The 26,885-nt window shown below is 61.0% G+C and carries 24 protein-coding genes; 6 read left to right on the top strand and 18 right to left on the bottom strand.

Annotation, left to right across the window (positions count from 1 at the left end):
- Window positions 1-15: 15 nt before the first annotated feature.
- The 7 genes from gltA to Q9246_RS07480 form a co-directional block, all read right to left on the bottom strand.
- Window positions 16-1,317 (bottom strand): citrate synthase, encoded by a 1,302-nt coding sequence (gltA, locus tag Q9246_RS07510; RefSeq protein ID WP_306396643.1) that lies wholly within the window; start codon window positions 1,315-1,317, stop codon window positions 16-18.
- Window positions 1,318-1,413: 96 nt separating this feature from the next.
- Window positions 1,414-1,692, bottom strand: coding sequence for an FAD assembly factor SdhE (locus Q9246_RS07505; RefSeq protein WP_306396641.1), 279 nt, complete (start codon window positions 1,690-1,692; stop codon window positions 1,414-1,416).
- Window positions 1,693-1,958: 266 nt separating this feature from the next.
- Window positions 1,959-2,669: a succinate dehydrogenase iron-sulfur subunit gene (locus tag Q9246_RS07500; RefSeq protein ID WP_306396639.1), complete on the bottom strand. Its 711-nt coding sequence runs from the start codon at window positions 2,667-2,669 to the stop codon at window positions 1,959-1,961.
- 48 nt (window positions 2,670-2,717) lie between these two features.
- Window positions 2,718-4,496, bottom strand: coding sequence for a succinate dehydrogenase flavoprotein subunit (gene sdhA / locus Q9246_RS07495; RefSeq protein ID WP_306396637.1), 1,779 nt, complete (start codon window positions 4,494-4,496; stop codon window positions 2,718-2,720).
- 2 nt (window positions 4,497-4,498) lie between these two features.
- Entirely contained in the window at window positions 4,499-4,867 is a 369-nt protein-coding gene (sdhD, locus tag Q9246_RS07490; protein ID WP_306396635.1) for a succinate dehydrogenase, hydrophobic membrane anchor protein, read from the bottom strand.
- A gap of 3 nt (window positions 4,868-4,870) precedes the next feature.
- A complete protein-coding gene (gene sdhC, locus Q9246_RS07485; protein WP_306396633.1) occupies window positions 4,871-5,296 on the bottom strand; it encodes a succinate dehydrogenase, cytochrome b556 subunit in 426 nt (141 codons plus the stop codon).
- 272 nt (window positions 5,297-5,568) lie between these two features.
- Window positions 5,569-6,333, bottom strand: coding sequence for a GntR family transcriptional regulator (locus Q9246_RS07480; RefSeq protein ID WP_306396631.1), 765 nt, complete (start codon window positions 6,331-6,333; stop codon window positions 5,569-5,571).
- 318 nt (window positions 6,334-6,651) lie between these two features.
- On the opposite strand from Q9246_RS07480, the gene Q9246_RS07475 reads away from it, so the two are divergent.
- From Q9246_RS07475 to acnA, 4 genes are all read left to right on the top strand, one after another.
- Window positions 6,652-7,641 carry a malate dehydrogenase gene (locus Q9246_RS07475; protein WP_306396630.1) on the top strand — a complete coding sequence of 330 codons (990 nt, stop codon included), beginning with the start codon at window positions 6,652-6,654 and terminating at the stop codon, window positions 7,639-7,641.
- Between the two features lie 90 nt (window positions 7,642-7,731).
- Window positions 7,732-8,721, top strand: coding sequence for an HpcH/HpaI aldolase/citrate lyase family protein (locus tag Q9246_RS07470; protein ID WP_306396628.1), 990 nt, complete (start codon window positions 7,732-7,734; stop codon window positions 8,719-8,721).
- 10 nt (window positions 8,722-8,731) lie between these two features.
- Window positions 8,732-9,295, top strand: coding sequence for a hypothetical protein (locus Q9246_RS07465; protein ID WP_306396626.1), 564 nt, complete (start codon window positions 8,732-8,734; stop codon window positions 9,293-9,295).
- Between the two features lie 91 nt (window positions 9,296-9,386).
- The gene (acnA, locus tag Q9246_RS07460; protein ID WP_306396625.1) at window positions 9,387-12,095 is read left to right on the top strand and encodes an aconitate hydratase AcnA; all 2,709 of its coding nucleotides are present in this window, start codon (window positions 9,387-9,389) and stop codon (window positions 12,093-12,095) included.
- A gap of 119 nt (window positions 12,096-12,214) precedes the next feature.
- Here the strand turns inward: acnA and Q9246_RS07455 are convergent, their stop codons facing one another.
- From Q9246_RS07455 to Q9246_RS07430, 6 genes are all read right to left on the bottom strand, one after another.
- The gene (locus Q9246_RS07455) at window positions 12,215-12,472 is read right to left on the bottom strand and encodes a PAAR domain-containing protein (RefSeq protein ID WP_306396623.1); all 258 of its coding nucleotides are present in this window, start codon (window positions 12,470-12,472) and stop codon (window positions 12,215-12,217) included.
- Between the two features lie 15 nt (window positions 12,473-12,487).
- On the bottom strand, window positions 12,488-14,176 hold the full coding sequence (locus Q9246_RS07450; RefSeq protein ID WP_306396622.1) for a phospholipase effector Tle1 domain-containing protein: 1,689 nt from the start codon (window positions 14,174-14,176) through the stop codon (window positions 12,488-12,490).
- Entirely contained in the window at window positions 14,173-14,793 is a 621-nt protein-coding gene (locus Q9246_RS07445; protein ID WP_306396621.1) for a DUF3304 domain-containing protein, read from the bottom strand. The genes Q9246_RS07450 and Q9246_RS07445 overlap by 4 nt, the downstream gene beginning before the upstream one ends.
- 65 nt (window positions 14,794-14,858) lie before the next feature.
- Complete coding sequence (locus Q9246_RS07440) at window positions 14,859-15,665, bottom strand: DUF4123 domain-containing protein (RefSeq protein ID WP_306396619.1); 807 nt, start codon at window positions 15,663-15,665, stop codon at window positions 14,859-14,861.
- Complete coding sequence (locus Q9246_RS07435; protein ID WP_306396618.1) at window positions 15,662-18,328, bottom strand: type VI secretion system Vgr family protein; 2,667 nt, start codon at window positions 18,326-18,328, stop codon at window positions 15,662-15,664. Before Q9246_RS07435 ends, Q9246_RS07440 begins: the two co-directional genes overlap by 4 nt.
- Before the next feature lie 112 nt (window positions 18,329-18,440).
- A complete protein-coding gene (locus Q9246_RS07430; protein WP_306396617.1) occupies window positions 18,441-19,124 on the bottom strand; it encodes a Fe2+-dependent dioxygenase in 684 nt (227 codons plus the stop codon).
- Between the two features lie 382 nt (window positions 19,125-19,506).
- Here Q9246_RS07430 and Q9246_RS07425 point away from each other — a divergent pair, with 382 nt between their 5' ends.
- The gene (locus Q9246_RS07425) at window positions 19,507-20,760 is read left to right on the top strand and encodes a DUF2863 family protein (protein ID WP_306396616.1); all 1,254 of its coding nucleotides are present in this window, start codon (window positions 19,507-19,509) and stop codon (window positions 20,758-20,760) included.
- Window positions 20,761-20,799: 39 nt separating this feature from the next.
- On the opposite strand, the gene Q9246_RS07420 is transcribed toward Q9246_RS07425, so the two are convergent.
- Window positions 20,800-21,744 carry a LysR family transcriptional regulator gene (locus Q9246_RS07420; protein ID WP_306396615.1) on the bottom strand — a complete coding sequence of 315 codons (945 nt, stop codon included), beginning with the start codon at window positions 21,742-21,744 and terminating at the stop codon, window positions 20,800-20,802.
- A gap of 135 nt (window positions 21,745-21,879) precedes the next feature.
- Here Q9246_RS07420 and Q9246_RS07415 point away from each other — a divergent pair, with 135 nt between their 5' ends.
- A complete protein-coding gene (locus Q9246_RS07415) occupies window positions 21,880-22,623 on the top strand; it encodes an SDR family oxidoreductase (RefSeq protein ID WP_306396613.1) in 744 nt (247 codons plus the stop codon).
- A gap of 15 nt (window positions 22,624-22,638) precedes the next feature.
- On the opposite strand, the gene glf is transcribed toward Q9246_RS07415, so the two are convergent.
- From glf to Q9246_RS07395, 4 genes are all read right to left on the bottom strand, one after another.
- Window positions 22,639-23,793 carry a UDP-galactopyranose mutase gene (glf, locus tag Q9246_RS07410; RefSeq protein ID WP_306396612.1) on the bottom strand — a complete coding sequence of 385 codons (1,155 nt, stop codon included), beginning with the start codon at window positions 23,791-23,793 and terminating at the stop codon, window positions 22,639-22,641.
- A gap of 203 nt (window positions 23,794-23,996) precedes the next feature.
- Window positions 23,997-25,157, bottom strand: coding sequence for a serine hydrolase domain-containing protein (locus Q9246_RS07405; protein ID WP_306396611.1), 1,161 nt, complete (start codon window positions 25,155-25,157; stop codon window positions 23,997-23,999).
- Window positions 25,154-25,633, bottom strand: a complete 480-nt coding sequence (locus tag Q9246_RS07400; protein WP_306396610.1) for a CYTH domain-containing protein — start codon at window positions 25,631-25,633, stop codon at window positions 25,154-25,156. Before Q9246_RS07400 ends, Q9246_RS07405 begins: the two co-directional genes overlap by 4 nt.
- A gap of 3 nt (window positions 25,634-25,636) precedes the next feature.
- On the bottom strand, window positions 25,637-26,758 hold the full coding sequence (locus Q9246_RS07395; RefSeq protein ID WP_306396608.1) for a M14 family metallopeptidase: 1,122 nt from the start codon (window positions 26,756-26,758) through the stop codon (window positions 25,637-25,639).
- Between the last annotated feature and the right edge of the window lie 127 nt (window positions 26,759-26,885).

Raw genomic sequence — 26,885 nt, 5'->3', positions numbered from 1 at the left:
GACGTCGCGTTGAAATTAACGCTTGTCGATCGACGGCACGTCACGCACCGGCGAACCGACGAACAGCTGACGTGGACGGCCGATCTTCTGCTCTGGATCGGCGATCATTTCGTTCCACTGGGCGATCCAGCCGATGGTGCGGGCCATGGCAAAGATACCGGTGAACATCGAGGTCGGGATGCCCAGGGCCGATTGCACGATGCCCGAGTAGAAGTCGACGTTCGGGTACAGCTTGCGCGACACGAAGTATTCGTCGTTCAGGGCGATCTTTTCCAGTTCCATCGCGAGCTTGAACAGCGGGTCGTCCTGCAGGCCCAGTTCGTTCAGCACTTCGTGGCAGGTTTCGCGCATCAGCTTGGCGCGTGGGTCGAAGTTCTTGTACACGCGGTGACCGAAGCCCATCAGCTTCACGCCCGAGTTCTTGTCCTTGACCTTCTCGATGAAGGCAGGGATGTTCTCGACCGAGCCGATTTCCTTCAGCATGTTCAGTGCCGCTTCGTTGGCGCCGCCGTGGGCAGGGCCCCACAGGCAGGCGATGCCGGCTGCGATACAGGCGAACGGGTTGGCGCCCGACGAACCGGCCAGGCGGACGGTCGAGGTCGATGCGTTCTGCTCGTGGTCGGCGTGCAGGATCAGGATGCGGTCCAGGGCGCGCACCAGCACGTCGTTGACCTTGTACTCTTCGCACGGGTTACCGAACATCATGTACATGAAGTTGGCGCTGTACGACAGGTCGTTGCGCGGGTACATGAACGGCTGGCCGATCGAATATTTGTAGGCCATCGCGGCCAGCGTCGGCAGCTTGGCGATCAGGCGGATCGCCGAGATCTCGCGCTGCTTGGCATCGTTGATGTCCAGCGAGTCGTGGTAGAACGAGGCCAGCGCGCCGACGGTGCCGACCAGCACCGACATCGGGTGCGCGTCACGGCGGAAGCCACGGAAGAAGAAGTTCATCTGCTCGTGGATCATCGTGTGCTTGGTCACGGTGTCGCTGAACTTCGCCTTCTCTTCGGCGTTCGGCAGTTCGCCGTTCAGCAGCAGGTAGCAGGTCTCCAGGAAGTCGCAGTTGACGGCCAGTTGCTCGATCGGGTAGCCGCGGTACAGCAGCTCGCCCTTGTCACCGTCGATGTAGGTGATGCTCGAGTTGCACGAGGCGGTCGACATGAAGCCAGGGTCGTAGGTGAACTTGCCGGTCTGGCCGTACAGCTTGCGGATGTCGATGACGTCCGGGCCGATGGTGCCCTTGTAGATTGGCATGTCGACCGACGGGCTGCCGTCCGAGAACGACAGGGTGGCTTTGGTATCAGAGATGTTCATGGCACTTCCTTCTTGTGGGAGTGGGTTCTACAAAATAAAACGAAACCGGGGGGCGCCGCGACCGGCCCGCGAGACCGATCGGATGCCCAATTTCGCTTACGCTTGCCGCAACCGCGCCAGCAAGGCACGCACATGCGGCAGGTCGACGTCGCCGGAAGGCTCGGAGCGTCCCAGCAGCAGGTCCATCAACGGGTTGTCCGCCAGATCGAGCAGACGGGTCAGCGCATCGACCTCTTCGTCGGTCAGTTCTTCTTCGTGCGCATCCAGGAAGCGCGTGAGAATCAGATCGTTCTCGAGCAGGCCCCGGCGTGCACGCCAGCGCAGGCGGGCACGGTTGGCCGGATCGGATTGATGCGCGTTCGAGCTAGTAGTCACACTAGAGTCCGTTGTTGGTTCGACATCTTACTCCGGCTGCCGCGATTCGGCAGTACGGTACTTTTACTGTATTGCTTCGGCGTTTTTCGACGCCCAAACGGGTATGCACACGTTCGTTGAACGCGTCGGCGGCATAGCCGCCAACCCTACGTAGGGTTGGCGGGTCCCCCGCCGACGCGTTCAACCGGCGCTGAAAACCTCGCCGTTGAACGCACGTCTGCACACCACATGCGGCGCCATGCCGGCCGCCGCATGCATGGCGCCAATTAAATGGCGCGACGAACCAGCAATTCCTTGATCTTGCCGATCGCCTTGTTCGGATTCAGGCCCTTCGGACACACGTCCGTGCAGTTCATGATCGAATGGCAGCGGAACAGGCGGTACGGGTCTTCCAGGTTGTCCAGGCGGTCGTTGGTCGCTTCGTCGCGCGAGTCGGCGATGAAGCGGTAGGCCTGCAGCAGGCCGGCCGGGCCGACGAACTTGTCCGGGTTCCACCAGAACGACGGGCACGAGGTCGAGCAGCAGGCGCACAGGATGCACTCGTACAGGCCGTCGAGCTCTTCGCGCTCTTCGGGCGACTGCAGGCGCTCTTTCTCGGGCTTGATCGAGTCGTTGATCAGGTACGGCTTGATCGAGTGGTACTGCTTGAAGAAGTTGGTCATGTCGACGATCAGGTCGCGCACCACCGGCAGGCCCGGCAGCGGACGCAGCACGATCGGCTGGGTCAGCTCGTTCAGGTTGGTGGTGCAGGCCAGGCCGTTCTTGCCGTTGATGTTCATCGCGTCCGAGCCGCACACGCCTTCGCGGCACGAGCGGCGCAGCGCCAGCGAGTCGTCGACGTCCGACTTGATGCGCTGCAGGGCGTCGAGCAGCATCTTGTCGGTGTCTTTCAGCTCGACGGTCACGTCTTGCATATAGGGCTTCGAATCCTTGTCCGGATCGTAGCGGTAGATTTTCAGTTGGACGGTGCGTGCCATTTGATTGCCTGTTCTAGGCCGGGGCGCCTGCCCCGGCTCACGTCAATATTAGAAAGTACGGGCCTTCGGCTTGAAGGTCTCGACGGTCAGCGGTTTCTGCACCACGGGCTTGTACTCGAGACGGTTGCTGTCCGAGAACCACAGGGTGTGCTTCATCCAGTTCGCGTCGTCGCGGTTCGGGTAGTCGCTGTGGGCGTGGGCGCCGCGCGATTCCGGACGCGCCGCCGCCGACACGATGGTCGCCTTGGCGGTCTCGATCAGGTTGTCGAGTTCCAGCGCTTCCACGCGGGCGGTGTTGAACACCTTCGACTTGTCCTGGAACGACACGTGCTTGCGACGCTCGTCGAGCTTCATGATCTCGGTGACGCCCGCATCCAGCAGTTCCTGTGTACGGAACACGCCGCAGTATTTCTGCATCGTGGCGCGGATGTCGTTGGCGACGTGCTGCACCTTCTCGCCACCCACTGCCGTCTCGAGCTTGTTCAGGCGATCGAGCGCGAAGTCCGCGGCGTCGGCCGGCATCTTCTTGTTCGACTTCTGCTTCAGGTTCGAGGCCACCACGTGGTTGCCGGCCGCGCGGCCGAACACCACCAGGTCGAGCAGCGAGTTGGTGCCCAGGCGGTTCGCGCCGTGGACCGAGACGCAGGCGCATTCGCCGATCGCGTACAGGCCGTTGACGATCTTCTGGCCGCCGGTACCATCCGGCGCCACCACTTGACCGTGGATATTGGTCGGGATACCGCCCATCTGGTAGTGGATGGTCGGCACGACAGGAATCGGTTCCTTGGTCGCATCGACGTTGGCGAACTTGTGGCCGATTTCCAGGATCGACGGCAGGCGCTTCTCGATGGTGTCCTTGCCGATGTGGCGCAGGTCCAGCAGCACGTGGTCCTTGTTCGGACCGCAGCCGCGGCCTTCCTTGATCTCCTGGTCCATCGAACGCGACACGAAGTCGCGCGGCGCCAGGTCCTTCAGGGTCGGCGCATAGCGCTCCATGAAGCGTTCGCCGTTCGAGTTGATCAGGATACCGCCCTCGCCGCGCACACCCTCGGTGATCAGGACGCCCGCGCCCGCCACGCCGGTCGGGTGGAACTGCCAGAACTCCATGTCTTGCAGCGGCAGGCCGGCGCGCGCCGCCATGCCCATGCCGTCGCCGGTGTTGATGAAGGCGTTGGTCGACGCGGCGAAGATGCGGCCTGCGCCGCCGGTGGCGAAGATGGTGGTCTTCGCTTCCAGGATCATCACGTCGCCGGTTTCCATTTCGAGGGCCATCACGCCGACCACGTCGCCGTCGGCGTCGCGGATCAGGTCCAGGGCCATCCACTCGACGAAGAAGTGGGTGCGCGCACGCACATTACGCTGGTACAGCGTGTGCAGCAGCGCGTGGCCGGTACGGTCGGCTGCCGCGCAGGCGCGCTGGACCGGCTTCTCGCCGAAGTTGGCGGTGTGGCCGCCGAACGGGCGCTGGTAGATGGTGCCATCGGGGTTGCGGTCGAACGGCATGCCGAAGTGCTCGAGCTCGTACACGACCTTCGGTGCTTCGCGGCACATGAATTCGATCGCATCCTGGTCGCCCAGGTAGTCGCCACCTTTCACGGTGTCGAACATGTGCCAGTACCAGTCGTCCTCGCTCATATTGCCCAGCGAGGCGCCGATGCCGCCCTGCGCCGCGACGGTGTGCGAACGGGTCGGGAAGACTTTCGACAGCACTGCGACGTTCAGGCCGGCTTCGGCCAGTTGCAGCGATGCGCGCATGCCGGAACCGCCGGCGCCGACGATGACCGCGTCAAAACGACGGGTTGGAACTGCTGTTTTGATTGCTGCCACGATTACACACTCCACAGAATTTGCACGGTCCAGGCGGCGCAGGCGATCAGCCAGAAGATCGTTGCGAGCTGGAGCAGCAGGCGCACGCCTGCGTTCTTGACGTAGTCCATCCAGATGTCACGGATGCCGACCCAGGCGTGGTAGTACAGGGCCAGGAAGGTCACCAGCGAAAATAACTTGAACCACTGTTGGGCAAACAGGCCGGCCCAGCCTTCATAGGTGAAGTTCTGGCCGGTCAGGAAGGAGACCAGCAGGATGACGGTGTAGATCGCCATGACGATGGCGGTGACGCGCTGCGCCAGCCAGTCGCGGAAGCCGTAGTGGGCGCCGACGACCATGCGGCGTGGGCCGATATTATTCTTGGTAGCCATGATTTAAAACACTCCGAACAGTTTCAGGCCAACCACTGCGGTCAGCAGCAGGCTGATGATCAGCACCCAGCGTGCGGTCGATTGCGCTGCATCCTTGTCCAGGGCAAAGTGGTTGTCCATGAACAGGTGGCGGATGCCGGCGGTGAAGTGGTGCAGGTAGGCCCACGACAGGCCCAGCAGGATGATCTTGACCAGCGGGTGCGACACGATGCCGGCGAAGTAGCCGAACGACGATTCCGACAGCAGGCTCTGCTGGAACAGGTAGAGCAGGAACGGCAGCAGCAGGAACAGCCCGGCGCCGCTGACGCGGTGCAGGATCGACACGATCGCCGACGGCGGCATGCGATATTTCGTCGTGATATCGCCGAATCCGACGTTGCGATACACCGGCCGCCCTTTCTTGCTTGCTTCTCTCACGGCTTCCGACATGATGGTACACCTCCCATTTATGACAAATTTTTGTATGAACCCTGCATTCTTGCCGATTTCACGGCCCGGTCCGGGAAAGTGGGACCAAAGCCAGCGGGACAGCGAGCGGCGAACCGGGTCATGTCCGTCGCGTACCCAAAACCAATATATTTTAATCGCATTCGTGCGATTGCCGCAGAAGGGAGTTTTATCCCCTATGGCTATTTTCCGAACTGTTTGAAAAGACAGAAATCAGTGAATATTTACTCGCGCGATTTCGTCTTTGTTTCTCCTTACGACAGCTCGTTCAGATAATGGTGTTTCACGGTCGAATACAGCTCGCGGCGCAGCTCGACCGCCTTGTCGCCATAGGTGAACGAGACGCGCTCGCCACACAGCAAGGGCGTGCCGGGCGCAACCTTCAGGTGCTCGGCCGTGCCGGCATCGGCGGCGACCGCGCGGATCTTCTCGGTCGCGCGGATCATGCGGGTGCCGAATTCGGTCTCGAACAGGCCGTACATCGGCCCCTTGTATTCCACCAGCCGCTCCGCGCTCAAGCCCTTGAACAACTGCCCCGGCAGCCACAGCTCTTCGAGGATGGTCGGCTGGCCGTCGAACGACTGCACGCGCTTGATGTAGACCACGGCGTCGCCCGATTTCAGCTCGAGCAGGCGCGCGACCTCGGCCGGCGCACGGATGCGCTTGACTTCGAGGAAGCGGTTCTCGGGGTGATGGGGAAGGCCTTCGTCCGGCATCAGGCGCAGGAAACGGAAATGGGCGCGCTCTTCGGCATGGCTGGCCACGAAGGTGCCCTTGCCCTGGCGCCGCACGACCAGGTTCTCGGCGGCCAGTTCGTCGATCGCCTTGCGCACCGTGCCCTGGCTGACCTTGAAACGCGCCGCCAGCTCGACTTCGCTCGGCATGAGTTCGCCAGGTTTCCACTCACCGGCCTGCAGGCTCTGGGTGATCAGCGCCTTGATCTGCTGGTACAGCGGCCGGAACGAGGGCGAGCCACTGCTGACGGGATCGGCGGCAGGATTGGACGGGGCGGAATTCATAGACCGCGATTTCACCACAAAAGTGCATGACCGTCCAGTATTAGAGGTCTTCAGATATGTGTCTTATATAAGACATATGATATTGAATTGACAGATCAAAGCGCAGAGGAATACACTCATGGCCGACCGGGAGTCGGCGCCACTCTCCCCATATTGTACGCGCGCGACACCCGTCATTTGACCTTGAAGGCTTGATGTGCGCTTTTGGTATCATTGCAGCTTCACCAAGCGCAGTGAAAGTAACCTGTAACCAAACAAGCGTATGCTCGGCGTCGACCTCGGCGCAAACCGTTTTCATTCCCACTTTGGAGATTCATCATGGCTAAAACCCCAATGCGCGTCGCCGTTACCGGCGCAGCCGGCCAGATCGGCTATTCCCTGCTGTTCCGCATCGCCAACGGCGACATGCTGGGCAAGGACCAGCCGGTCATCCTGCAGCTGCTCGAAATCGACAACGAGAAGGCACAGAAGGCGCTCAAGGGCGTCATGATGGAAATCGACGACTGCGCATTCCCGTTGCTCGAAGGCATGACCGCCCACTCGGACCCGATGACCGCCTTCAAGGACGCCGACGTCGCCCTGCTGGTCGGCGCCCGTCCACGCGGCCCAGGCATGGAGCGCAAGGACCTGCTGGAAGCCAACGCCCAGATCTTCACCGTGCAAGGTAAAGCCCTGGACGCCGTCGCTTCGCGCAACGTCAAGGTGCTGGTGGTCGGCAACCCGGCCAACACCAACGCCTACATCGCGATGAAATCGGCCCCGAGCCTGCCAGCCAAGAACTTCACCGCCATGCTGCGCCTGGACCACAACCGCGCGCTGTCGCAAGTCGCTGCCAAGACCGGCAAGGCCGTCAAGGACATCGAAAAGATGGTCGTGTGGGGCAACCACTCGCCAACCATGTACGCCGACTACCGCTTCGCCACCGCCGGCAACGAGTCGATCAAGGACCTGATCAACGACCAGGAATGGAACGCCAACACCTTCCTGCCGACCGTCGGCAAGCGCGGCGCCGCCATCATCGAAGCGCGCGGCCTGTCGTCGGCCGCGTCGGCCGCCAACGCCGCGATCGACCACGTGCGTGACTGGGTGCTGGGCACCAACGGCAAGTGGACCACCATGGGTATCCCATCGGACGGTTCCTACGGTATCCCGGAAGGCACGATGTTCGGCTTCCCGGTTACCACCGAGAATGGCGAGTACACCATCGTCCAGGGCCTGGACATCGATGCATTCTCGCAAGAGCGCATCAACCTGACCCTGAAAGAACTGGAAGAAGAGAAAGCCGGCGTCGCTCACCTGCTGGGCTAAGCCAGAAATCGGCGCGCGGCAATCGCCGTGCGCCAACCGCGCCGTGCCATTCAACCGGCACGGCCGTTTTACGTTGTAACACAGAGAGATATGCACCCTTCCGAGGTTTTATTCCAGGGCAAACGCCAGCCGCTCCTCCTCCCCGCCTGCGACCACTACGCCGGCTCCGAGAAGCTGATGCGCAAATCGATGGCCCTGCAACAAGAGCTTGGCCCGCTGTTCGACATCACCTTCGACTGCGAGGACGGCGCCACCGCCGGCAGCGAACTGGAGCACGCCATCCTGGTGGCGCAACTGCTCAATAGCGACGACAACCGCTTCGGCCGCATCGGCGCCCGCCTGCACGAGCCGGCCAGCCCCCACTTCGCGAAAGACGTCGAACTGATCGTCGGCGGCGCGGCCCAGCGCCTGGCCTACGTGGTCTTGCCGAAGGTCGATAGCGCCATCGAGGTGGCGCGCGCGATCGACCTGATCAACCAGCATGCCCAAGCGGCCGGCCGGTCCGATCTGCCGGTCCACGTGCTGGTCGAGACCCACGGCGCGCTGCGCGAAGCCTACGATATCGCCGCCCTGCCCCAGGTCGAGTGCCTGTCGTTCGGCATCATGGATTTCGTCTCGAGCCACTACGGCGCGATTCCGGCGAGCGCGATGCGCACTCCGGGCCAGTTCACCCACCCGCTGGTGGTGCGCGCGAAACTCGAGATGGTGGCGGCCTGCCACGCCCACGGCAAGGTGGCATCGCACAATGTCACGACCGATATCAAGGACAGCGCGACGGTGGCCAACGACGCCCAGCGCGCTGGCGCCGAATTCGGTTTCACGCGCATGTGGAGCATCCATCCGGACCAGATCAAGCCGATCCTGAAGGCATTCACGCCGCGCCTGTCCGAGGTCAATGAAGCGACGAATGTCTTGACCGAAGCGATGGCTGCGGAATGGGGACCAATTGCGCAACATGGCCGCTTGCACGACCGTGCGAGCTACCGATATTATTGGTCGGTGTTGCAGCGTGCCAAGCTGGCGGGCCTCGCGCTGCCGGAAGCCGCTGCCGCTATCGTCAACCTCCCCGACAGCGAGTAATCCTCCGACCATGGCCACCCTCCTCCCGAAACTGATCGCCGCCTGCGCCGTCGCGCTCGCGGCTGCCGTCGTGTGCACGCCGGCAACTGCCGCAGCATCTTCCGTGTCTTCCAAGGAAAAGCATCCGAAAGCGGAAGCAGTCCTGAAGGCGCAAGCGAAGAAAAAACCGTCGAAGAAGGCGCAAGCTGCCGCTGCTGCGGCAGCCGCCGCGGCCGCCGCAGCCGCCGCAGCGGCCGCAAACCCACTCGAAGTCGACGAGCCGGACATCACCGATACCAAGGTGACCGAATACGCTTGCGAACTCGGCAACAAGATCACGATCTATACCAATGACACCGATGCTAGCCATATCGCGCTGCGCTGGAAACAGCGCGTGCACCGCCTGGCCCGCATCGGCACCACCACCGGCGCGCTGCGCTTCGAGAATCCGCACTATGGCCTGATCTGGATCGGCATTCCGTCCAAGGGCATCCTGCTCGACTCGAAGCTCAACCGCCAGTTGGCGAATGAATGCAAGAATGCCGAACAGTCCGCGATCGTGGCGACCGCGGAACCGGAGGCCAGCAAGACTTGAAGATGTGGCTGGATTCCCGGATCCGGCCATCCTGTCGCCTGATGTTATTTGCAGCCGTTGGAATAACAATATCCCCACTGAAGGAGAGATTATGTCTCGCAACACTCTGAACACACTGAAGGAATTCCCGATCGGCGCAGGCCAGAGCGGCCAGTTCCATTCGCTGCCGGCGCTGGCGGAAAACCTCGGTGTGAACCTGTCGCGCCTGCCGGTGTCGATCCGTATCGTCCTCGAGTCCGTGCTGCGTAACTGCGACGGCAAGAAGGTCACCGAAGAACACGTCAAGCAAGTCGCCAACTGGGGCGCGACCGCAGAGCGTACCGACGAGATCCCGTTCGTCGTGGCCCGCGTCGTGCTGCAAGACTTCACCGGCGTGCCGCTGCTGGCCGACCTGGCCGCGATGCGCAACGTCGCCGCAAAAATGGGTCTCGACGCGAAGAAGATCGAGCCGCTGGTGCCGGTCGACCTGGTGGTCGACCACTCGGTCACCATCGACCACTTCCGCGAGCCGGGCGCGCTCGACCTGAACATGAAGCTGGAATTCTCGCGCAACAACGAGCGCTACCAGTTCATGAAGTGGGGCATGCAAGCCTTCGACACCTTCGGCGTCGTCCCCCCGGGCTTCGGCATCGTCCACCAGGTCAACCTGGAATACCTGGCGCGCGGCGTCATGAAGCAGGGCGATATGTATTACCCTGACACCCTGGTCGGCACCGACTCGCACACCACCATGATCAACGGCGTCGGCGTCGTCGGCTGGGGCGTGGGCGGCATCGAAGCCGAAGCGGGCATGCTGGGCCAGCCGGTTTACTTCCTGACCCCGGACGTCATCGGCGTCAACCTGAAGGGCAAACTGCGCGAAGGCTGCACCGCGACCGACCTGGTGCTGACCATCACCGAACTGCTGCGCAAAGAGAAAGTCGTCGGCAAGTTCGTCGAGTTCTTCGGCGAAGGCACCCGCTCGCTGTCGACCACCGACCGCGCCACCATCGGCAATATGGCGCCCGAATACGGCGCGACCATGGGCTTCTTCCCGGTGGACGAAGCGACCGTCGACTACTTCCGCGGCACCGGCCGTACCGAAGAAGAACTGGCTGCCTTCGAAGGCTACTACAAGGCCCAGGGCATGTTCGGCATCCCGCAGGAAGGCGAGATCGACTTCACCCGCGTGGTCGAGCTCGACCTGTCGACCGTCACGCCTTCGCTGGCTGGTCCGAAGCGTCCGCAAGACCGTATCGAACTGGGCTTCGTCAAGAACACCTTCACCGAGCTGTTCAGCAAGCCGACCACCCAGAACGGCTTCAACAAGAACCCGGACGACCTGCACAAGGTCTACGAGACCACCGATGGCGTGCGCGTGAAGAACGGCGACATCCTGATCGCCGCCATCACCTCGTGCACCAACACCTCGAACCCGAGCGTGCTGCTGGCCGCCGGCCTGCTGGCCAAGAAAGCCGTCGAGCGCGGCCTGACCGTGGCGCCGCACATCAAGTCGTCGCTGGCCCCTGGATCGCGCGTGGTCACCGAGTACTTGACCGCTGCCGGCCTGCTGCCTTACCTGGACAAGCTGGGCTTCGGCGTGACCGCCTACGGTTGCACCACCTGCATCGGTAACGCCGGCGACCTGACCCCGGAACTGAACGCCGCGATCACCCAGAACGACATCGTCGCCTCGGCTGTGCTGTCGGGCAACCGTAACTTCGAAGCCCGTATTCACCCGAACATCCGCTCGAACTTCCTGGCCTCGCCACCGCTGGTCGTCGCCTACGCGATCGCCGGTAACATGACGAAAGACCTGATGACCGAGCCAGTGGGCAAGGACAGCAACGGCGTCGACGTCTACCTGGGCGACATCTGGCCGACCTCGCAAGAGATCGGCGAACTGATGCGCTTCGCGATGAACTCGGACGTCTTCAAGAAGAACTACGCCGACGTCAAAGGCAACCCGGGCGAGCTGTGGGAACGCGTGTCGTCGACCGAAGGCCAAGTTTACAACTGGCCTGAATCGACCTACATCGCAGAACCACCGTTCTTCGCCGACTTCGAGATGACCCCGAAAGCGGCCGCCACCGGCATCACCGGCGCCCGTGCACTGGGCGTGTTCGGCGACTCGATCACCACCGACCACATCTCGCCGGCCGGTTCGATCAAGGAAGACGGTCCTGCAGGCAAGTGGCTCAAGGAACATGACGTCCTGAAAGCGGACTTCAACTCCTACGGCTCGCGCCGCGGCAACCACGAGATCATGATGCGCGGCACCTTCGCCAACGTGCGTATCAAGAACCGCATGATCCCGGCCAAGGCTGACGGTTCGGCGGTCGAAGGCGGCATCACCCTGCACCAGCCGAGCGGCGAACAGATGTCGATCTATGACGCGGCAATGAAGTACGTGGAAGCGGGCACCCCGACCATGATCTTCGGCGGCGAAGAGTACGGCACCGGCTCGTCGCGCGACTGGGCGGCCAAGGGCACCCAACTGCTGGGCGTGAAGGCGGTGATCGTGCGTTCGTTCGAGCGTATCCACCGTTCGAACCTGGTTGGCATGGGCGTGCTGCCGCTGCAATTCATCGGAAACGACAGCGTCGACACCCTGGGCATCACCGGCAAGGAAACCTACGACCTGAAGGGCCTGGAAGGCGAGATCAAGCCGCAACAGCTGGCGACCCTGGTGATTCACCGTGAGAACGGCGAATCGCAAGAAGTCAAAGTGCTGCTGCGTATCGATACGCCGATCGAAGTCGACTACTACAAGCATGGCGGGATTCTGCCGTTCGTGCTGCGTCAGTTGCTGGCTGCTTAAATTTGGGAAAGCCCGCTCAGGCGGGCTGCCGCTTCAAGTGAAAGGGCTGGAATCCGGGAGGGTTTCAGCCCTTTGTATTTGGCCCAGCACTTTCATGATTGCCGCTGTTGTACTGACAGTCATATTGAAGAGATGAGTCTGGCGCCGCACGCGGTCAAATCCTGATCATATGCAACTTGCTTGCCGTGATGCTTCCGGGTGCTACCGCTGGGCTGGATCGGGAACTTGCCTTTGCATTTAGGGCAGTGGGTCGCGTCGCCCTCGACTGCGACGAGCTTGCCGAGGACAGTGAAGTCTCCAGCTGCCGATATGACCTGTCCGCCGTGGGTCGTCTTGTCCCCGTGTCGGATGATACCGCGTCCGTTTTGATCCCTCATGGCGTATTCCGGTCGTCAGGCGACGTTCATCGTCGCCTCAACATCATAAGCCGATGCAATAGTGTGGTCGTCGGTGCCAAGGTACACCCGTCGGTAGCGCCAGTGACCGGGACTTTCCAACAACGGTGAGTTAAAGCCTGCGAGCGAGTCATGAACATAGTTATCAAACAACTTGGCGTAGGATGGCGGCGTCGGTTTTGACTTCTGGGCGATTGCAAGTATGGACCGGGCCTCAGGCTCCAACGATCTCACTCTCGTCGCATTGAATCTTTCACGAGACATGAAGAGAGATTTCATTGCTGTCTGCGTCAGCTGGCCGAAGCCCCTGTTTTTATTCTGTTCGGCCAATACACCAGCATCCCCGATCAAAATTTTGTTGTGGCTGAGGAGCACTTCCTGGTCTGCCTTGGTGGCCCGCGTGACCTGATTGCTTAGGTGATACCGTTCGCGAACCTGCCAGCGCCAGTTCAGGTAAGGCTGGAGCCAGTCGTAGATTGGTCGAGGAGATAATGTAGCCTGCGTAATAAAATCGTCGTAGGCTTTGGCCAGGTCGGGGTGAATTGCAAATGGATCGTATCCATCAGCCTTGGCATTAGCCTTGCTAAGCGGAACACCGGCCGCAGCCGCACATTCCAGCATCTGACTCAGCGGTATCTGCGATAGCTTTTGAGAGTCGTCCCCCACCGCAATGCCTAATTCGCCTGGTCGGTATCCGCCACCGACATCGCTATGTGAGCCTGGGTAAGCATATTGAAGCCACCCCTTCTGGAGGGTACCGCCGATCCCGATAACATCGAGTGGAAAATTTCGACGGAGTTCATGCATCGCTACCATATGCACACAATTCTCAACATCAGATGGCAAGCGCAATGCTTCTGCGCTAGCCCAGGCCCCGTGCCCACCAGTCGATTTGGTAGCAAACGCCACTGCGCCAGACCAAAAACCTGCTGATGCTACAGTATCGATTATTCCAACAAAACGAAATCGCATGAGCACTCCAGCCAAACGCCCTTCAACAAACAATTCATTCAACCAACTGCAAAAAACTCGTGCCTCAGCAGCACCCCTGGAAAATCCAAAGACATCGACAAAGCATTCTACGACGCGAATCTTACTTGTTTTTAATTTATTCTCTAATATTTTGCACTGCCTCTCCAGAAAAACGCGCCTGGTCCCAACTCCTATCTCAGGCTCTAACAACCCCCTATCTTCGCCAAGTTTGTTCAGAATTTCGGTGTCCGCATCCAAGCTCACAGACGAGCCATTGCGGCATAATGCAACACCCGCGTTACCACTAAACATATTTTCTGAAAAACAATGATAATGAAGTAAATTCAAGATTGACAGCAAACCGTATATGACCCTTCCCTCGCATCCGAATGCACACGCAGCGCCCATTGTGCCTTCCCCAAACTCGCCTATCTCGGGGAATCTTGTTCCCACACCAGGGATATAAATCCTATAATACCCCTGAGCCTCATTTTCACGATACGATCTGTATAATCTGGCAATATTCGTATGCGCACGTGATGGCAAATCTCTTGCCATATTATTGTTTGTCCCATCGAAAAACATTCCGATGTTCATCCTGATTTCGCATTTTTTAATATCACACTCCAGCCTCGGCTCGATTTTTATGACATGGCGCGCCGGAGAAGTCTTAGCGGGAAGAATAGATAATATCGTCGCTTTGACATTTTTCATTTCCAGTCTCCGTATAATTTCCTATCCTCATCCGCTTGCCGCTGAAACTCTTCCACTTCGACCTCGCTGAACATTGCTGCGATTTTATGACCTGATGTCGACTGCTGAGCAGCTAAAGAATCATCAAGGCGTATAGGATGGAGATTCCCACTGGATGAGTATTTGCTTATGACAATTCGTACACGTCCGTTTGGGAAAAAGTGTACATAGAAATCCCCTACATCAGTGTATTGTTCCACTGGCACGACTGCTTGGTATATACCTTCCACTCTGTTCGTCGTTGGCAATATTGAACCTACTTCTCTGACGGCACGCCAAACCTCCCAGCGCACATCCGCTTTCAGTTTTGGGTTGAATTTATTTGGCAAACTTACACAACATCTTCTGCTGCCGCCTCCCCCGCCTTCCCCAACACTATCCCCAATACCTTTATTTATATAAAAATTTCCAATCCTATAATCAGGACCAAGGTGATGGACTCCTACCACGTCAGCAAGAAAATGGCTCTCCTGTTCTTTGTCCTTCAGTTTTTTTGATCCAATTATAGCCAACAAGACTACCACGACGACTCCAAGCGCCGTTATCATCCAACCGCGTCCCTTGCTTAACATATTCATCGAATTCACTCCTAGCCAACAAACGGAAGCCTCCCATTCGGGACTCTGACCATTTCAAGATCACCTCATAATTCACTCAATCCCTCCTGAGATTCTGCAGGATTATCTGTCTCAAGAAGATGCTCAATATCATCATCCTGCAACACCTTGCCACGTGTAATCAAAGCAGCTTCCGTTAGACGCTCCAGGATGAGCGAACTGGTAATATTCTTCAGACGCCATATCTGCCGTGCTTTTAGCGCCCATGTATACTGTTCGACCGGCGTGCCAGGCAGAGACTTATCGTGGCGCATCATTCTCACCTTCGCGATGAAGTGATCTGGCTCGCTTGCTTCATCTAGCGCCGCCAATTGCTCCCTGTCGAGCGTCAAGGGCGTCGGCACCTGTAGGTATTGTTCGCCTGGCGATAAGTAAACAATCGACCCCGACCGGTCATGAATCCCCCAACGAGATATCGGCCCCTTCATGGTGGCCCACTGCGCCGCAGTAAGAATGCTCGACAATGGCCCAAGGACCGCACCATCTGCGAACCTGAGCGTGAATTGTTTTCCCTCTGGATCGAGGATGAAAATGAAGCGGCGCAGATGCTGAGCAGCGTTTGTAAGATTCAAGCTACTTTCAATAATGGAAGCGTGCAATGCCGGCTTGCGGGCGTTCAGATAGCGCATGACCAGTTCGATATCTCCCGATTCGTCAGCCGCTTCGATATCTATCAACAATGGGCTCACCTTCAGTGCGCGCTCCCCATATATTGGTTCAAGCCATACAGGCCGGCGCTTTGCATCGTCCTCTTCATATCCAGCTGAAACCTCTTGCAATAGCCCGTTGTCAACCAATAAGTAGGTGAACGCTCTTGCGGGTCTGTCACTCATTCCGCCTCCACCAATGGACTATGCGCACGCGCCGCCGCGAGCATGCAAGGAATGCAAATATCGTGATGCGGCAGCTCGTCAGGAAACTGCACCTCGGACGCCTTCTTGGCAAAGGTCTGGTGATCAGCCGCATGCATATGACTATTGCCAGTCGTGTTGCCGACAATGCCTTCGGCGCTAATCTTCAACTCACTGCCACCGCCATAGATCCGGACACCCTTTCTGGCTTTGATATTGATCCAATCTGTATTGCTGATCAGCTCCATGACCTTCTGCGCTATCAGATTGACGACACCATCCTGCGCTTCCGTCTGTATATCGCCCCTAGCCGCGATGTGTTTGATACCACCGTCATTCGCGAATGCGCTGAGCCCCTTGGCCGCTCGCACCGTCGTCCGTCCGCCCGCAGCCAGATGCGTATCCGCAGCCGCGACCATATCGATATTCTTCTCCGCGCCCAACGCCAGGCTTTCCGAGCTTGCCATGACGATCCCAGCCGGTCCGCTGATGGCAACAATGGGGGCGCCACCTGAGCCGCCTTCGACGGCATTGGTTCCGTGATCCAGATGCCTGAGCTTGTCCACCAGTTGACCCAGCAACGGGCCATTGTCCGGATCCTTGGCATGCGTTTCGGCCAGCTTTGCCAGCTGGTCCGCGATATCGCGCAATCCGTCGGCAAGCCCTAGCAACTCGGCCCGCTCCAACTGATTACCTTCGGCCTTGGAACGGCCATCGGCAGTGATCAGCACACCTTTACCGCCACGAATCGCTACCGCGTGGTCGCTGCGCAGCTCCGCGCCTTCGCCACGCGGCTGGCGACGCTCGCCTCTCGGATGCGTCAGCCATCCCAGATTGAGTTGCGACGCACCGTCGTCACTCGCCAACTGCGCGCTGATTTCTTGCGGCGTGTCGTCGAGTCGGAGTTGATTGGCGCGCCAGCCTTGAATCTCCTGGCTACGTATGCCCGACAGGTAGCGTGTCGTTGGCAGGTTCGCGTTCTTGCTCAACGGCGGTGGCAAGGCATGTGCGTTATATAGCTGGGAGATGACGATGGGCTTATCCGGGTCGCCGCCGATGAACGCGACCAGCACCTCCGTCCCCACACGTGGCAGGCCGAGAGTGCCGCAATGTGAATCCCCTGTGCCGGCCCAGTTGCTTGCCACCCTCACCCAGGCTGAATCCGAGTCCGTATCCGACGCGCCGGCACCGCCCGTGTGCTGGTGGTCAGCCGGACGCGTTGCTGGAAATCGGATTTTTACGCGACCATATTCATCGCAATGAACGGTCTCGTTTTTCCCGCCGACCACAAGTGCAGTCTGAAGGCCGGGATCGCGCAGATCGATCCGCGGATCGAATGCCGGAACGATCGGAATGGCACGCCGGACGGCCTCGAATCGCATCTGGAACGGATGCGCGTTTCTGTCCCCGCCATTCCTGCTTTCTTGATCTTCCCCCCAGCCACTGTTCGCAAATAGGCGCTGCACCCGCTCTTCCAGACTTCGCGGCAAGTTGTTCCGTGCCCTGATCTCGAGTGCCGTGATGACGAAATCGCGGTCGGCAACGAGATGGCCGTCGATCTCTGGATGGTTCGTGATCGTGAAGTATTCACCCACACGAAAATCGCGTACCGTTCCCTCCCCAACAAAGCATTTCGCATCGAGTTCCTTGCGCTGCATGCGAAGCAGGCCACTACGATACAGTTCGTCGCTGTTCGTCGCGACATGCGGAGATTCGACGATGTATTCCTGCAATCCGCCGGCCAACCGGTTACCCGACCGTCCCTGATCGATCTTTCCCGGCGCCTCGACGAGCATCAATGGGGTATTCGCAGGCTGCTTATAATCCCAGCTGAATACACTGGTGCCACCTGCCTGGAGCTTACGCACGGCTCCCCATCGCGTGATGGAGTCGCGTTGTTCGGTAGCGTCATCGCGGTGATAACGAACAACGCCGGCATCGTTCCGCGCAAGACTGCTTCGCGCGTCGAGCAGCACGAGCGTATGTATCGCCATCGACTCGCCCGCCTGGCGATTGTGCTGCAATGCGCGGCTACCGCCGGATCGAAAGAACCATGCAATGCCGGAACGACCGAGAAGACGGCGCACGAAGGCCGCATCGGATTCGTTGAACTGCACCGTCTGCTCGCGCTCCGAATAGTTCTCAAGCCGAAAACCATCTGCAAATTCATAGTCGAAGGCCCCGGCCAGCACCCCGTGTATCTGCAACCATTCCTTCAGCACGACGATCACGATTTGAGGCCAGCTCAAACGCCGGAACACACGCGTATTGACTCGCTGCTCCATGATCGTCATCGCGTCGCAGATGACGATGCGATAGCTGGAGATGGCGCCGTCGGACTCGCCCGAACTCGCCTGCGCGACGATCCCGCTTATGTGGCGCAACTGCCTTCGGTCGTTGACGAATTCCAGCGTGGCCGGCAGGCCGATAAACTCTTTCAGGGGGAGCTTGCAAGAGGTCGCCACACAGTCGACCTGGTACTTGAAGCCGCCACATACGGTTTCGGTACCACTAATCGACTGGGGCAGCAGAATATTGCCGCTCTGTTTACCCTGATGGAAAAGCCGCAGCCGGATCGGGCGGCTATCAGCGTTGAGGTCAGTTCCAGTCTCGATGAGACTTCTGAGTTCGCGAGCGATATCCACACTAGCCTCCAGTTATTTCCCACCGGAATAAGCATGAATTCTGGCACCCTCTAAGCGGACATCGTTGAGAATGGTCAAATCCCCCGATGCTAACGCATCGGGAATGGCAGCCTTACACCTCGGCCCACATCCGGAGCAGGTTGTGATAATGCGCCGTCAAGCCCACCGTGATCTCCGAGTCGCCATGCTGCGCACGCAGCTTCTGTATCTGCGCATCCAGATCGAACAGCATCGCGCGCCTGCCGTCGTCACGCACCATGCTCTGGGTCCACAGGAACGACGCCACCCGTTCGCCGCGCGTCACCGGCCGCACCTGGTGCACGCTGCCCGACGAATACACGATCGCATCGCCCGCCGCCAGCTTGACCTCGTGGGTGCCGTACAGATCGACCACTTCCAGTTCGCCACCATCGTAGTCCTCGGGCTCGCTCAGGAACACCGTGGTTGACACATCGGCCCGCACCGGCGCCCCGCCCGCCCGCTGGGCCCGGATCGCGCCATCCACGTGCAGCCCGTAATGCTCGCCGCCGCCGTAGGCATTGAAATAGGGCGCCAGCACCCGCAGCGGCAACGCGCAGGAAAAGAACAGCGGGTTCGCCATCAGGGCCGCACTGACGATCTGGCCCAGTTCGACGGCCAGCGGCGTGCCCTCGCCCAGTTGCCGGTTGCGCTTGACCTGCGCGCCTTGCGGGCCCACGCTCTCGCGGCCGTCCAGCCATTCGGGTGCGCCGGCCATGCGTGCGCGGATGTGGGCCACCTGTTCCGGCGTCAGCACGCCAGGGATATGCAGCATCATGTCGTTGTATTCACTGCGCCAATAAAAAAATCCCCCCTGGCACAGCCAGGAGGGGCGAATCCGGTTGCCCGGCGGGGGTGGTACTCCGTGAGAAACATCCGTTAGCGCTTTCCCGGTCGCCAACGGCTACAGCTTGCAACACAAGTTGGAAACACAACTTGAACACTCCAATCAATTCCCAAACATGTTTGAATGAGAATTATTCTCATTATGTACCCTGTTCGCGCATTGTGCAAGCGTTCACGCGTACTTCTTTCGTAAGGTTGCCATGACAGCCATTGTTCATGACCTGTAGCCGAATCAACTACAATACCGGGGATATGGGTTTATCATCGACCCTCGGACTTTCGAACCATTCACTGACAAGAGACCTACCAGCGCCATGCGTCGTCCTTCCAAAGATTCAACTCCAAAACTTTCCGCAGAAAGCCAGCGCCTCGTCAGCCTCTCGCAAGCCCTCATGCAAGCTGCCAGCCGCGCCGAAGAGCGCGCGTGGGAACGCCAGCTGGACACGCAGCTGCAAAAGCTGCTCAAGACCAATCACCAGGACAGCATCGACAGCGCCCTGAACCTTCTCTTCAAGGACGACCTCGCCTCCTACGACGTGCTGATGGATACCGTCGAGGCGGTGAGCGAATCGTCGACCATGGTCGAGCAGGCCGGCGGCGGCGACGTCACCTGGCAAGCCCTGCTGGTCGCGGCACCGATCCTCGCCTGGACCCGCTTCTCGATCGCCACCGGCACCATCCCGAACGACCTGCTGTCGACGCTGGGCGCCCATTTCTCGGCCCACCTGCTGGCCGAGGGCACGAAGATGGCGATGGCGCCGACGCTGTACTCGCTCGACCAGCTGCCGCGCACCCACGCCGAAACCGCGGCGCTGACGCAAAAGCTGGCGGCAGCCGCCCACAAGGGCGGCACCATCAAGCCGGCGCCGCACCTCGACGAGACCGCACCCTTCCTGGCCGACACCCGTTACCTGCTGGTCGCGGTCGTGGCCCCGGTCGGCGAGCCGCTGTTCCGCTGGCAAGAGCCGCAGCATCAGCTGCGCTTCGCCGAAGAGCGCGAGCGCAGCCTCGAGCAGTGGCGCGCGCAGGCGACCGCAAATGTCGCGCGCCTGCTGCCGGGCTGCGGCATCGAGCTGCTGCTGCCGGAAGCGTATTACGTGGCCTGCCGCGAAGCCGACAAACTCATTCGCCCGATCTCGATCCGCGCAGCCGTGCACTACCTGACCAATACGCTGGGCGTGGAAGCGTCCGACCTGCGCGCCGTGATCGCCGGCTTCGGCGAAGAAGCGCCGGACATCCAGATCGACGAATACCGCATCTCGTTCACCATGCGCCAGAGTGCCGACGTGATCTATGGCATCGTCTGGCCGCTGTACGGGCAAGAAGACGAGAACGGCACGCCGATGGAAGGCCCGCTGGCGGTCCAGGCCACGCCGCTGTCGCCGATCAACGAGATCGCGGCCCACCTGAACGACGCCGGCATCGCCCACATCAAGCGCATCAACGAACGCTACGTGGCCGAGTATTGCGACGATTGCGGCTCTCCCCTGTTTGCCGATCCTACCGGCGAACTGGTACATGCCGAAATGCCGGAAGACGCACCGACCGGTACCGAGCACTTCCACTGACGCGCTTCATGCCCCCGCTGCGGCGGGGGTATCGACCTTCTACAGGCCTTCCGGTCGATCCGGCGTCGTGAACTGCCGCGCCAGTCCCAGCGTCTCGAAACGCTCCACCACGAAATCGATGAACACCCGCGTCTTGGCCGGCAACAGCCTGCGGCTGGCGTAGTACAGGCATAGCGCCCGCCCCTGCACATGCCAGCCCGGCAGCACGTTGACCAGCGCCCCGCTGCGCAGGAAAGGCTGGGCGTGGGGCAACGGCAGCACCGTCACCCCCACGCCGGCCAGCGCCGCCTGCGCCATCGCTTCCGGGTCGTCGCACACCGCCACCGTGCGCAATTCGATCGGCGCCTGCTGGCCATCCGAGTGGCGCAGCGTCCAGCCCAGCAGGCGGCCACTGCCCACCGCGCGGCGCGCGATGCCGGCATGGCGCGCAAGTTCATCCGGCCCCGCTGGCCAGCCGCGTTCCGCCAGGTAGGCGGGACTGGCGACGACGATGCTGTGCACGGTCGTCAGTTCGCGCGCCACCATGCCCTCGTTCAGGTCGACGCCGCCGCCGATCGCCACGTCGAAGCCCTCCCCGACCAGGTCGACCTGGCGGTTCTCGACGTGCAGGTCGGGCACGATGGCCGGATAGCGTCGCAGGAATTCCTCCAGCATCGGCACGAAATACGTCCGGCCTACCAGCGGCGCCATGGCGATCTTCAGGGTTCCTCCCGGCTGGCCCGCGCCCTGGCGCGTGGCCTGCGTTGCCTCCTCGATGCGCTTCCATGGCTCGGCCACTTCGTGCAGGTAGCGCTCGCCCTCGCTCGTCAGGCGCAGCTGGCGCGTGGTGCGCTGGAACAGGCGCACGCCTAGGTGCTGCTCGAGGCGGGCGACGTTCTTGCTGACCGCGGCCGGGCTCAGGCCGAGCCGGCGCGCGGCCGGCGAGAAGCCGCCCTCCTCGGCGCTGTAGATGAAGGAGACGAGATGGCTGATCGATTCCGGCATGGCGCATTCCCTGGGGTGATGTCGGTCAAATTTTATACCTGCAGTTGAAAGTCATGCGACTTACGACTGGCTAGTTTCAACTCCAGGTCCGCAGCATACTGGACGCTCATTCAAACACACCTAGGGAAGCTCATCATGAACAAGGTCTTCGAAGGCAAAGTTGCTGTAGTCACTGGCGGTTCACGCGGCATCGGCGCCGCCATCGCACGCCGCCTGGCAGCCGATGGCGCGCACGTGGCGCTGACGTATCAACAATCGGCAGCCGCCGCCGACACGCTGGTGGCTGACATCAAGGCTGCGGGCGGCAGCGCCGAAGCGATCAGGAGCGATGCGGCCGACCCGGCCGCGATCAAGGCCGCGATCGACACCGTGGTCCAGGCGCGCGGCCGCATCGACATCCTGGTCAACAATGCCGGCGTCGCCGTGTTCGGGCCGATCGACGATTTCACGCTGGAAGACTTCGAGAAGACGGTGGCGGTGAACGTGCGCGCCGTGTTCGCCGGCGTGAAGGCAGTGCTGCCACACATGCGACAAGGCGGACGCATCGTCAACATCAGCAGCACCAATGCGCTGCGCATGCCGATGGTCGGCGGTTCGGTGTACGCGATGAGCAAGTCGGCCTTGAGCGGCCTGACCCAGGGCCTGGCGCGCGAACTGGGCCCGCGCGGGATCACGATCAATAATGTGCTGCCCGGCCCGGTCGACACCGACATGAACCCGGAAAACACCGAGTTCGGCGCCGGCCTGCACGACTACATGGCCGTCAAACGCCATGGCCGGCCGGAAGAAATCGCGGCCATGGTCGCCTACCTGGCGGGCGCGGAAGCGGCCTACGTCACCGGCGGCGACCTGTTGATCGACGGCGGCTTCGCGGCCTGAGCCCCAGGTAGCTGCTTACGCCATCGGATCGATGACGAAGGCCGGCATGCGCGCACCGGCCTTCGCGCTTTCCAGGAATTTATCGGACGTGAGCAGGGCTTCGTGGATGGTGACGTCCATGTCCAGGTAGCGGTAGGTGCCCAGGCGGCCGACGAAGGTGACGTTGTCTTCGTTCTTCGCCTTGTTCACGTACAGCTCCAGCTGCGCCTTCTCGCGCGTCTGGCGAATCGGATAGTACGGCACATCCTTTTCTTCGCACTGGCGGCTGTACTCGGCGTAGCAGATGGTCTTGTCGTGCTTTTCCCACGGCGAGAAGTGCTTGTGCTCGGTGATGCGCGTGTAGTTCTTCTCGTCGTCGCAGTAGTTGATGACGGCATTGCCCTGGAAGTCGCCATCGGCGCGGAAGGTCTCGAAGTCCAGCGTGCGGTAAGGCAGGCGGCCGTCTTCATGCTTGAACCAGGCGTCGATCGGGCCGCTGTAGAACACGTGGGCGTAATTGCCTTTGTCGGCCGGGTCGAAGGCCGTGCTAAGGTGCACGGTCACGCCGGGCACATCGAGGATGTTCTGCACCAGCTCGGTGTATCCGTTGGCCGGCATGCCCTGGTATTTGTGGTTGAAGTAATTGTCGTCGTAATTGAAACGCACCGGCAGCCGCTTGAGGATGCTGGCCGGCAGTTCGCTCGGGTGCAGGCCCCACTGCTTGATCGTATAGGTCTTGAAGAAGGCCTCGTACAGCTCGCGGCCGACGAAGCGCAGCGCCTGTTCTTCGAAGGTGGTCGGGTTCTCGATCGACTTGTCGCCCAGGTTTTGCAGGAATTCCTGCGCCTCGGCCGGGCCCATGGTCTTGTTGAAGAACTGGTTGATGGTCAACAGGTTGATCGGCAGGGTAAACACCTTGCCGCCGGTGATCGCCTTGACGCGGTTGACGTAGGGCTTGAACTCGGCGTAGCGGTTGACGAATTCCCAGGCACGCTCGTTATCGGTGTGGAAAATGTGCGGCCCATAGACATGGACCATGACGCCGGTCTCGGCATCGCGCTCCGAATAGCAGTTGCCCGCGATGTGCGGGCGCGATTCGAACACGTCGACGGTGTAGCCGGCCTGCGCCAGCTGGTTTGCGATCACGGCCCCGGAGAATCCAGCGCCGACGATGGCGATATTCTTGTTCATTCTTGTGTGTCCTGGTGGTGTTGGCAATGCCGGAGCGTATGCCTGACCATGACCCGACCGGGTGATTTCAAGAACGAATTGTCGAGTCGAACCGGGGACACACAAACCGCATCGCGGATGGAATTTAGTAATAAAAATATATCACTTTAATTCCGTTTTGCTCCGCACAATTGGCGCAGCCCGCGTTGCGTGTTGTGAACAATTTACTGGCGGATCGCGCCAATCACGCGCGTCGCGAACTCGGCCGCATTTCCGGCATGCCAGCGCCACACGATCACCAGGTCGTGTTCGGGCGAGACGACGATATCGTTGCTGCCCGCCCCCAGCGCCGCAAAGGCGGTCGCAGGCATGCCTGGCAGGTTCTTGCCCTTGGTGTTGAGCCACCACAGGTAGCCATAATCCGGGCCGTGGGCGCTCGGGGTGAGCGCTTCCTTCACGTAGGACGCCGGCAGGACCTGCTTGCCATTCCAGTTACCCTGATTCAGCCACAGGTAGCCGAAGCGCGCCATGTCCCAACTGTCGATCCACATGCCGCCGCCCCAGCGCGTGCCGCCACTGACCGATGGCACCTGCTTACCATTCACTTCCACATAGCTGTTATGGTAAGGAACCCATTTCCAGGTCTGGGAAGCGCCGATCGGGTCCATGACCTGCTGCTGGAACACGTCCGGCACCGACTGGCCAAACACACGCAGCAGCGACAGCGCGAAGCGGTTTACGCGGGTGTCGTTGTACTCATAGAAGCTGCCTGGCGCCTTGATCGCGCGCGGCTTCTTCTCGCCCTTGCCGAAGGCCTGCTTGCCGATGAAATTGCTGTGCTTGCCCCACAGTTCGCCTTCCCACTCGGACTCTTGCTGCAGATGCTGCTTCCAGGTGACTGGCGCGTTGTGCGGCGCGGCATAGCCGCCATCATTCACCGTCTTCGCGACCGGATCATCGACCGCGATGCGGCCGTCGCGCACCGCCACACCGGCCACGGTCGCCAGCATGCTCTTGGCCACCGAATAGGTCGGGTCGACGAAGCGCGTATCGCCGAACTCGGCCACCACATACCCCTTGTAGATCACCACGCCATTGGTGCGGGCGCGTTTGGTCGGCATCGAACCCAGCCGGGTGCCGAACACGGCTTCCTGGTCGGACAGGTCGAGCGGACGCTCGGTCTCGCGCGACTGCGCGAACTGGACGGCCGCGGCCAGGGCCGCCGGGTCCATGCCCAATTGGGCCGGGTCCTTGCGCGCCCACTCGCCGGCCGGCGGGAAATACGCGGCATTGTCGGCGGCCAGCGCGCCGGCGGCCGGCAACGCCAGGCCAAGCGCGGTGGAGAGGGAGAGTGCGAGCAGGCTGCGGCGCGAGACGATGGTCATGAGGCGGTATCGGTCCAGGTGGAGTACGGTGAGCGGATCAGGTTGGAGTTGTAGTAGCGCTTGTCGTGGGTGACTTCCTGGCCGATCCAGTCCGGCTTGTCGAACGGCGTATCTTCCGCCGGCAACTCGATCTCGGCCACCACCAGGCCGGCATTCTCGCCCAGGAACTCATCGACTTCCCAGGTGAAACCGCCGTGCTCGATGCGGCGCCGGTATTTTTCGACCAGCGGCCGCTCGCACAGGCGGTCGAGCAGTTCGGCCGCGTCCGCCATCGGGATCGGATACTCCCACTCGCCGCGCGCGGCGCCTTCGCTCTTGCTCTTGATGGTGAGAAAAGCCTCGTCACCATAGATGCGCGCACGCACGGTGCGCACCGGATCCGAGGTCAGGTAGCCCTGGCGCACGAGCACGGGCGTGCCCAGCGTACGCCAGGCGTCGCTTGCGACCAGGAACTTGCGTTCGATTTCAACGCCCATGGGTCAGCCCAACGCCTGCAGGATCGGCTGCAGCATCGCCGCGCCCAGGCCGGCGCTGCGCGCGCCGTTCCAGCCGGTGTGCGCGTCGGGCAGGTTGGCATTGTCCTTGAACGGCATCTCGAGCGTCAGCGACAGGCATTTGTAGTGATGGCCGACGTACTTGGAAGCCAGCGTCAGCAGCTCGTCGTTGTACTTGCTGGCAGCATAGCCGTATTCCTTCTGGAAATCCGGGCTGCAGGCGATGTAGCGGTCGATGAAGGTGCTCTGCTCCAGCGCGCGTTCGGCGGTGAAGTCCTCGAGCATCTCGCAGCCGGCCACGAAATTGTAGGGTAGCGCCTCGTCGCCATGGATGTCGAAGAACATGTCGATGCCGATCTCCTCGATCTTGTTCTTGACGCACAGCACTTCAGGGCTGCGCTCGAGCGACGGGTTCATCCATTCGCGATTCAGGTTGGCGCCGGCGGCATTGGTGCGCAGGTTGCCGCGCACCGAGCCGTCCGGGTTCATGTTCGGCACGATGTAGAACACGGCGCGCTGCAGCAACTTGCGCGCAACCGGATTGGCGCTGTCGAGCAGCGCATCCATCATGCCTTCGACGAACCATTCGGCCATCGATTCGCCCGGGTGCTGGCGCGCGATGACCCAGATCTTTTTCTCGGCCTGTGGATTGCCGATTACCACCAGGTTCATGTCGCGGCCGTCGACCGTGCTGCCGATGTCGTGCACGCGCGCGATCGGGTTCTCGGCCACTTCGCCCAGCAAGCGCAGGTGGCGTTCCCAGGTGTAGGGTTCGAAATAGGCGTAGTAGACGCTGTCCAGTTCCGGCGTGTGCTCGATCGTCATCACCTGGCCGTCGAAGCTCGTCGGGACGCGGAACCAGTTCTCGGTATCGTAGCTGGCGACCGCCTGGTAGCCTTCGAAGCCCTTCGGGTAAGTAGCCTGGCCGGCGTTCAGGAAGCGCATGGTGACGGCCTGGCCGCGCGCGCCCTGCAGGCGGAAGTGGAACCACTGGTGGATGTCGGCGTGCGAATCCTTGCGCAGGTTCAGGTCGATCTGTTTCGGATTGTCGGCGCGGACGACGTCGATCGAGCCGGAGTCGAACATCGTACTGATCTTGATGGGCATCGGAGGAATCCTTTCATGGCCCGTCGCGGTGGACGGAGGTGTCGAACGGGCGTCGGGCGCCATCCCGGCGTGATCCCGACGATCAGTGCATAAGCAGCGCCGGCCATGATACCGGATCGGCCACGCC

The organism is Telluria beijingensis (genome assembly GCF_030770395.1).
Classification (GTDB): Bacteria; Pseudomonadota; Gammaproteobacteria; order Burkholderiales; family Burkholderiaceae_D; genus Telluria; species Telluria beijingensis.
This window is presented reverse-complemented; position numbering and strand designations above follow the sequence as displayed.

What these genes read in the sequence shown, in the direction of transcription:
- Q9246_RS07405 (WP_306396611.1), bottom strand. Translation starts at nt 25,157, where the DNA reads ATGACCATCGTCTCGCGCCGCAGCCTGCTCGCACTCTCCCTCTCCACC.
- Q9246_RS07470 (WP_306396628.1), top strand. Translation starts at nt 7,732, where the DNA reads ATGCACCCTTCCGAGGTTTTATTCCAGGGCAAACGCCAGCCGCTCCTC.
- Q9246_RS07465 (WP_306396626.1), top strand. Translation starts at nt 8,732, where the DNA reads ATGGCCACCCTCCTCCCGAAACTGATCGCCGCCTGCGCCGTCGCGCTC.
- Q9246_RS07425 (WP_306396616.1), top strand. Translation starts at nt 19,507, where the DNA reads ATGCGTCGTCCTTCCAAAGATTCAACTCCAAAACTTTCCGCAGAAAGC.
- Q9246_RS07445 (WP_306396621.1), bottom strand. Translation starts at nt 14,793, where the DNA reads ATGAATATGTTAAGCAAGGGACGCGGTTGGATGATAACGGCGCTTGGA.
- sdhC (WP_306396633.1), bottom strand. Translation starts at nt 5,296, where the DNA reads ATGTCGGAAGCCGTGAGAGAAGCAAGCAAGAAAGGGCGGCCGGTGTAT.
- Q9246_RS07480 (WP_306396631.1), bottom strand. Translation starts at nt 6,333, where the DNA reads ATGAATTCCGCCCCGTCCAATCCTGCCGCCGATCCCGTCAGCAGTGGC.
- acnA (WP_306396625.1), top strand. Translation starts at nt 9,387, where the DNA reads ATGTCTCGCAACACTCTGAACACACTGAAGGAATTCCCGATCGGCGCA.
- Q9246_RS07415 (WP_306396613.1), top strand. Translation starts at nt 21,880, where the DNA reads ATGAACAAGGTCTTCGAAGGCAAAGTTGCTGTAGTCACTGGCGGTTCA.
- glf (WP_306396612.1), bottom strand. Translation starts at nt 23,793, where the DNA reads ATGAACAAGAATATCGCCATCGTCGGCGCTGGATTCTCCGGGGCCGTG.
- Q9246_RS07395 (WP_306396608.1), bottom strand. Translation starts at nt 26,758, where the DNA reads ATGCCCATCAAGATCAGTACGATGTTCGACTCCGGCTCGATCGACGTC.
- sdhD (WP_306396635.1), bottom strand. Translation starts at nt 4,867, where the DNA reads ATGGCTACCAAGAATAATATCGGCCCACGCCGCATGGTCGTCGGCGCC.
- Q9246_RS07430 (WP_306396617.1), bottom strand. Translation starts at nt 19,124, where the DNA reads ATGATGCTGCATATCCCTGGCGTGCTGACGCCGGAACAGGTGGCCCAC.
- Q9246_RS07450 (WP_306396622.1), bottom strand. Translation starts at nt 14,176, where the DNA reads ATGAAAAATGTCAAAGCGACGATATTATCTATTCTTCCCGCTAAGACT.
- Q9246_RS07500 (WP_306396639.1), bottom strand. Translation starts at nt 2,669, where the DNA reads ATGGCACGCACCGTCCAACTGAAAATCTACCGCTACGATCCGGACAAG.
- Q9246_RS07400 (WP_306396610.1), bottom strand. Translation starts at nt 25,633, where the DNA reads ATGGGCGTTGAAATCGAACGCAAGTTCCTGGTCGCAAGCGACGCCTGG.
- gltA (WP_306396643.1), bottom strand. Translation starts at nt 1,317, where the DNA reads ATGAACATCTCTGATACCAAAGCCACCCTGTCGTTCTCGGACGGCAGC.
- Q9246_RS07440 (WP_306396619.1), bottom strand. Translation starts at nt 15,665, where the DNA reads ATGAGTGACAGACCCGCAAGAGCGTTCACCTACTTATTGGTTGACAAC.
- Q9246_RS07455 (WP_306396623.1), bottom strand. Translation starts at nt 12,472, where the DNA reads ATGAGGGATCAAAACGGACGCGGTATCATCCGACACGGGGACAAGACG.
- Q9246_RS07475 (WP_306396630.1), top strand. Translation starts at nt 6,652, where the DNA reads ATGGCTAAAACCCCAATGCGCGTCGCCGTTACCGGCGCAGCCGGCCAG.
- Q9246_RS07420 (WP_306396615.1), bottom strand. Translation starts at nt 21,744, where the DNA reads ATGCCGGAATCGATCAGCCATCTCGTCTCCTTCATCTACAGCGCCGAG.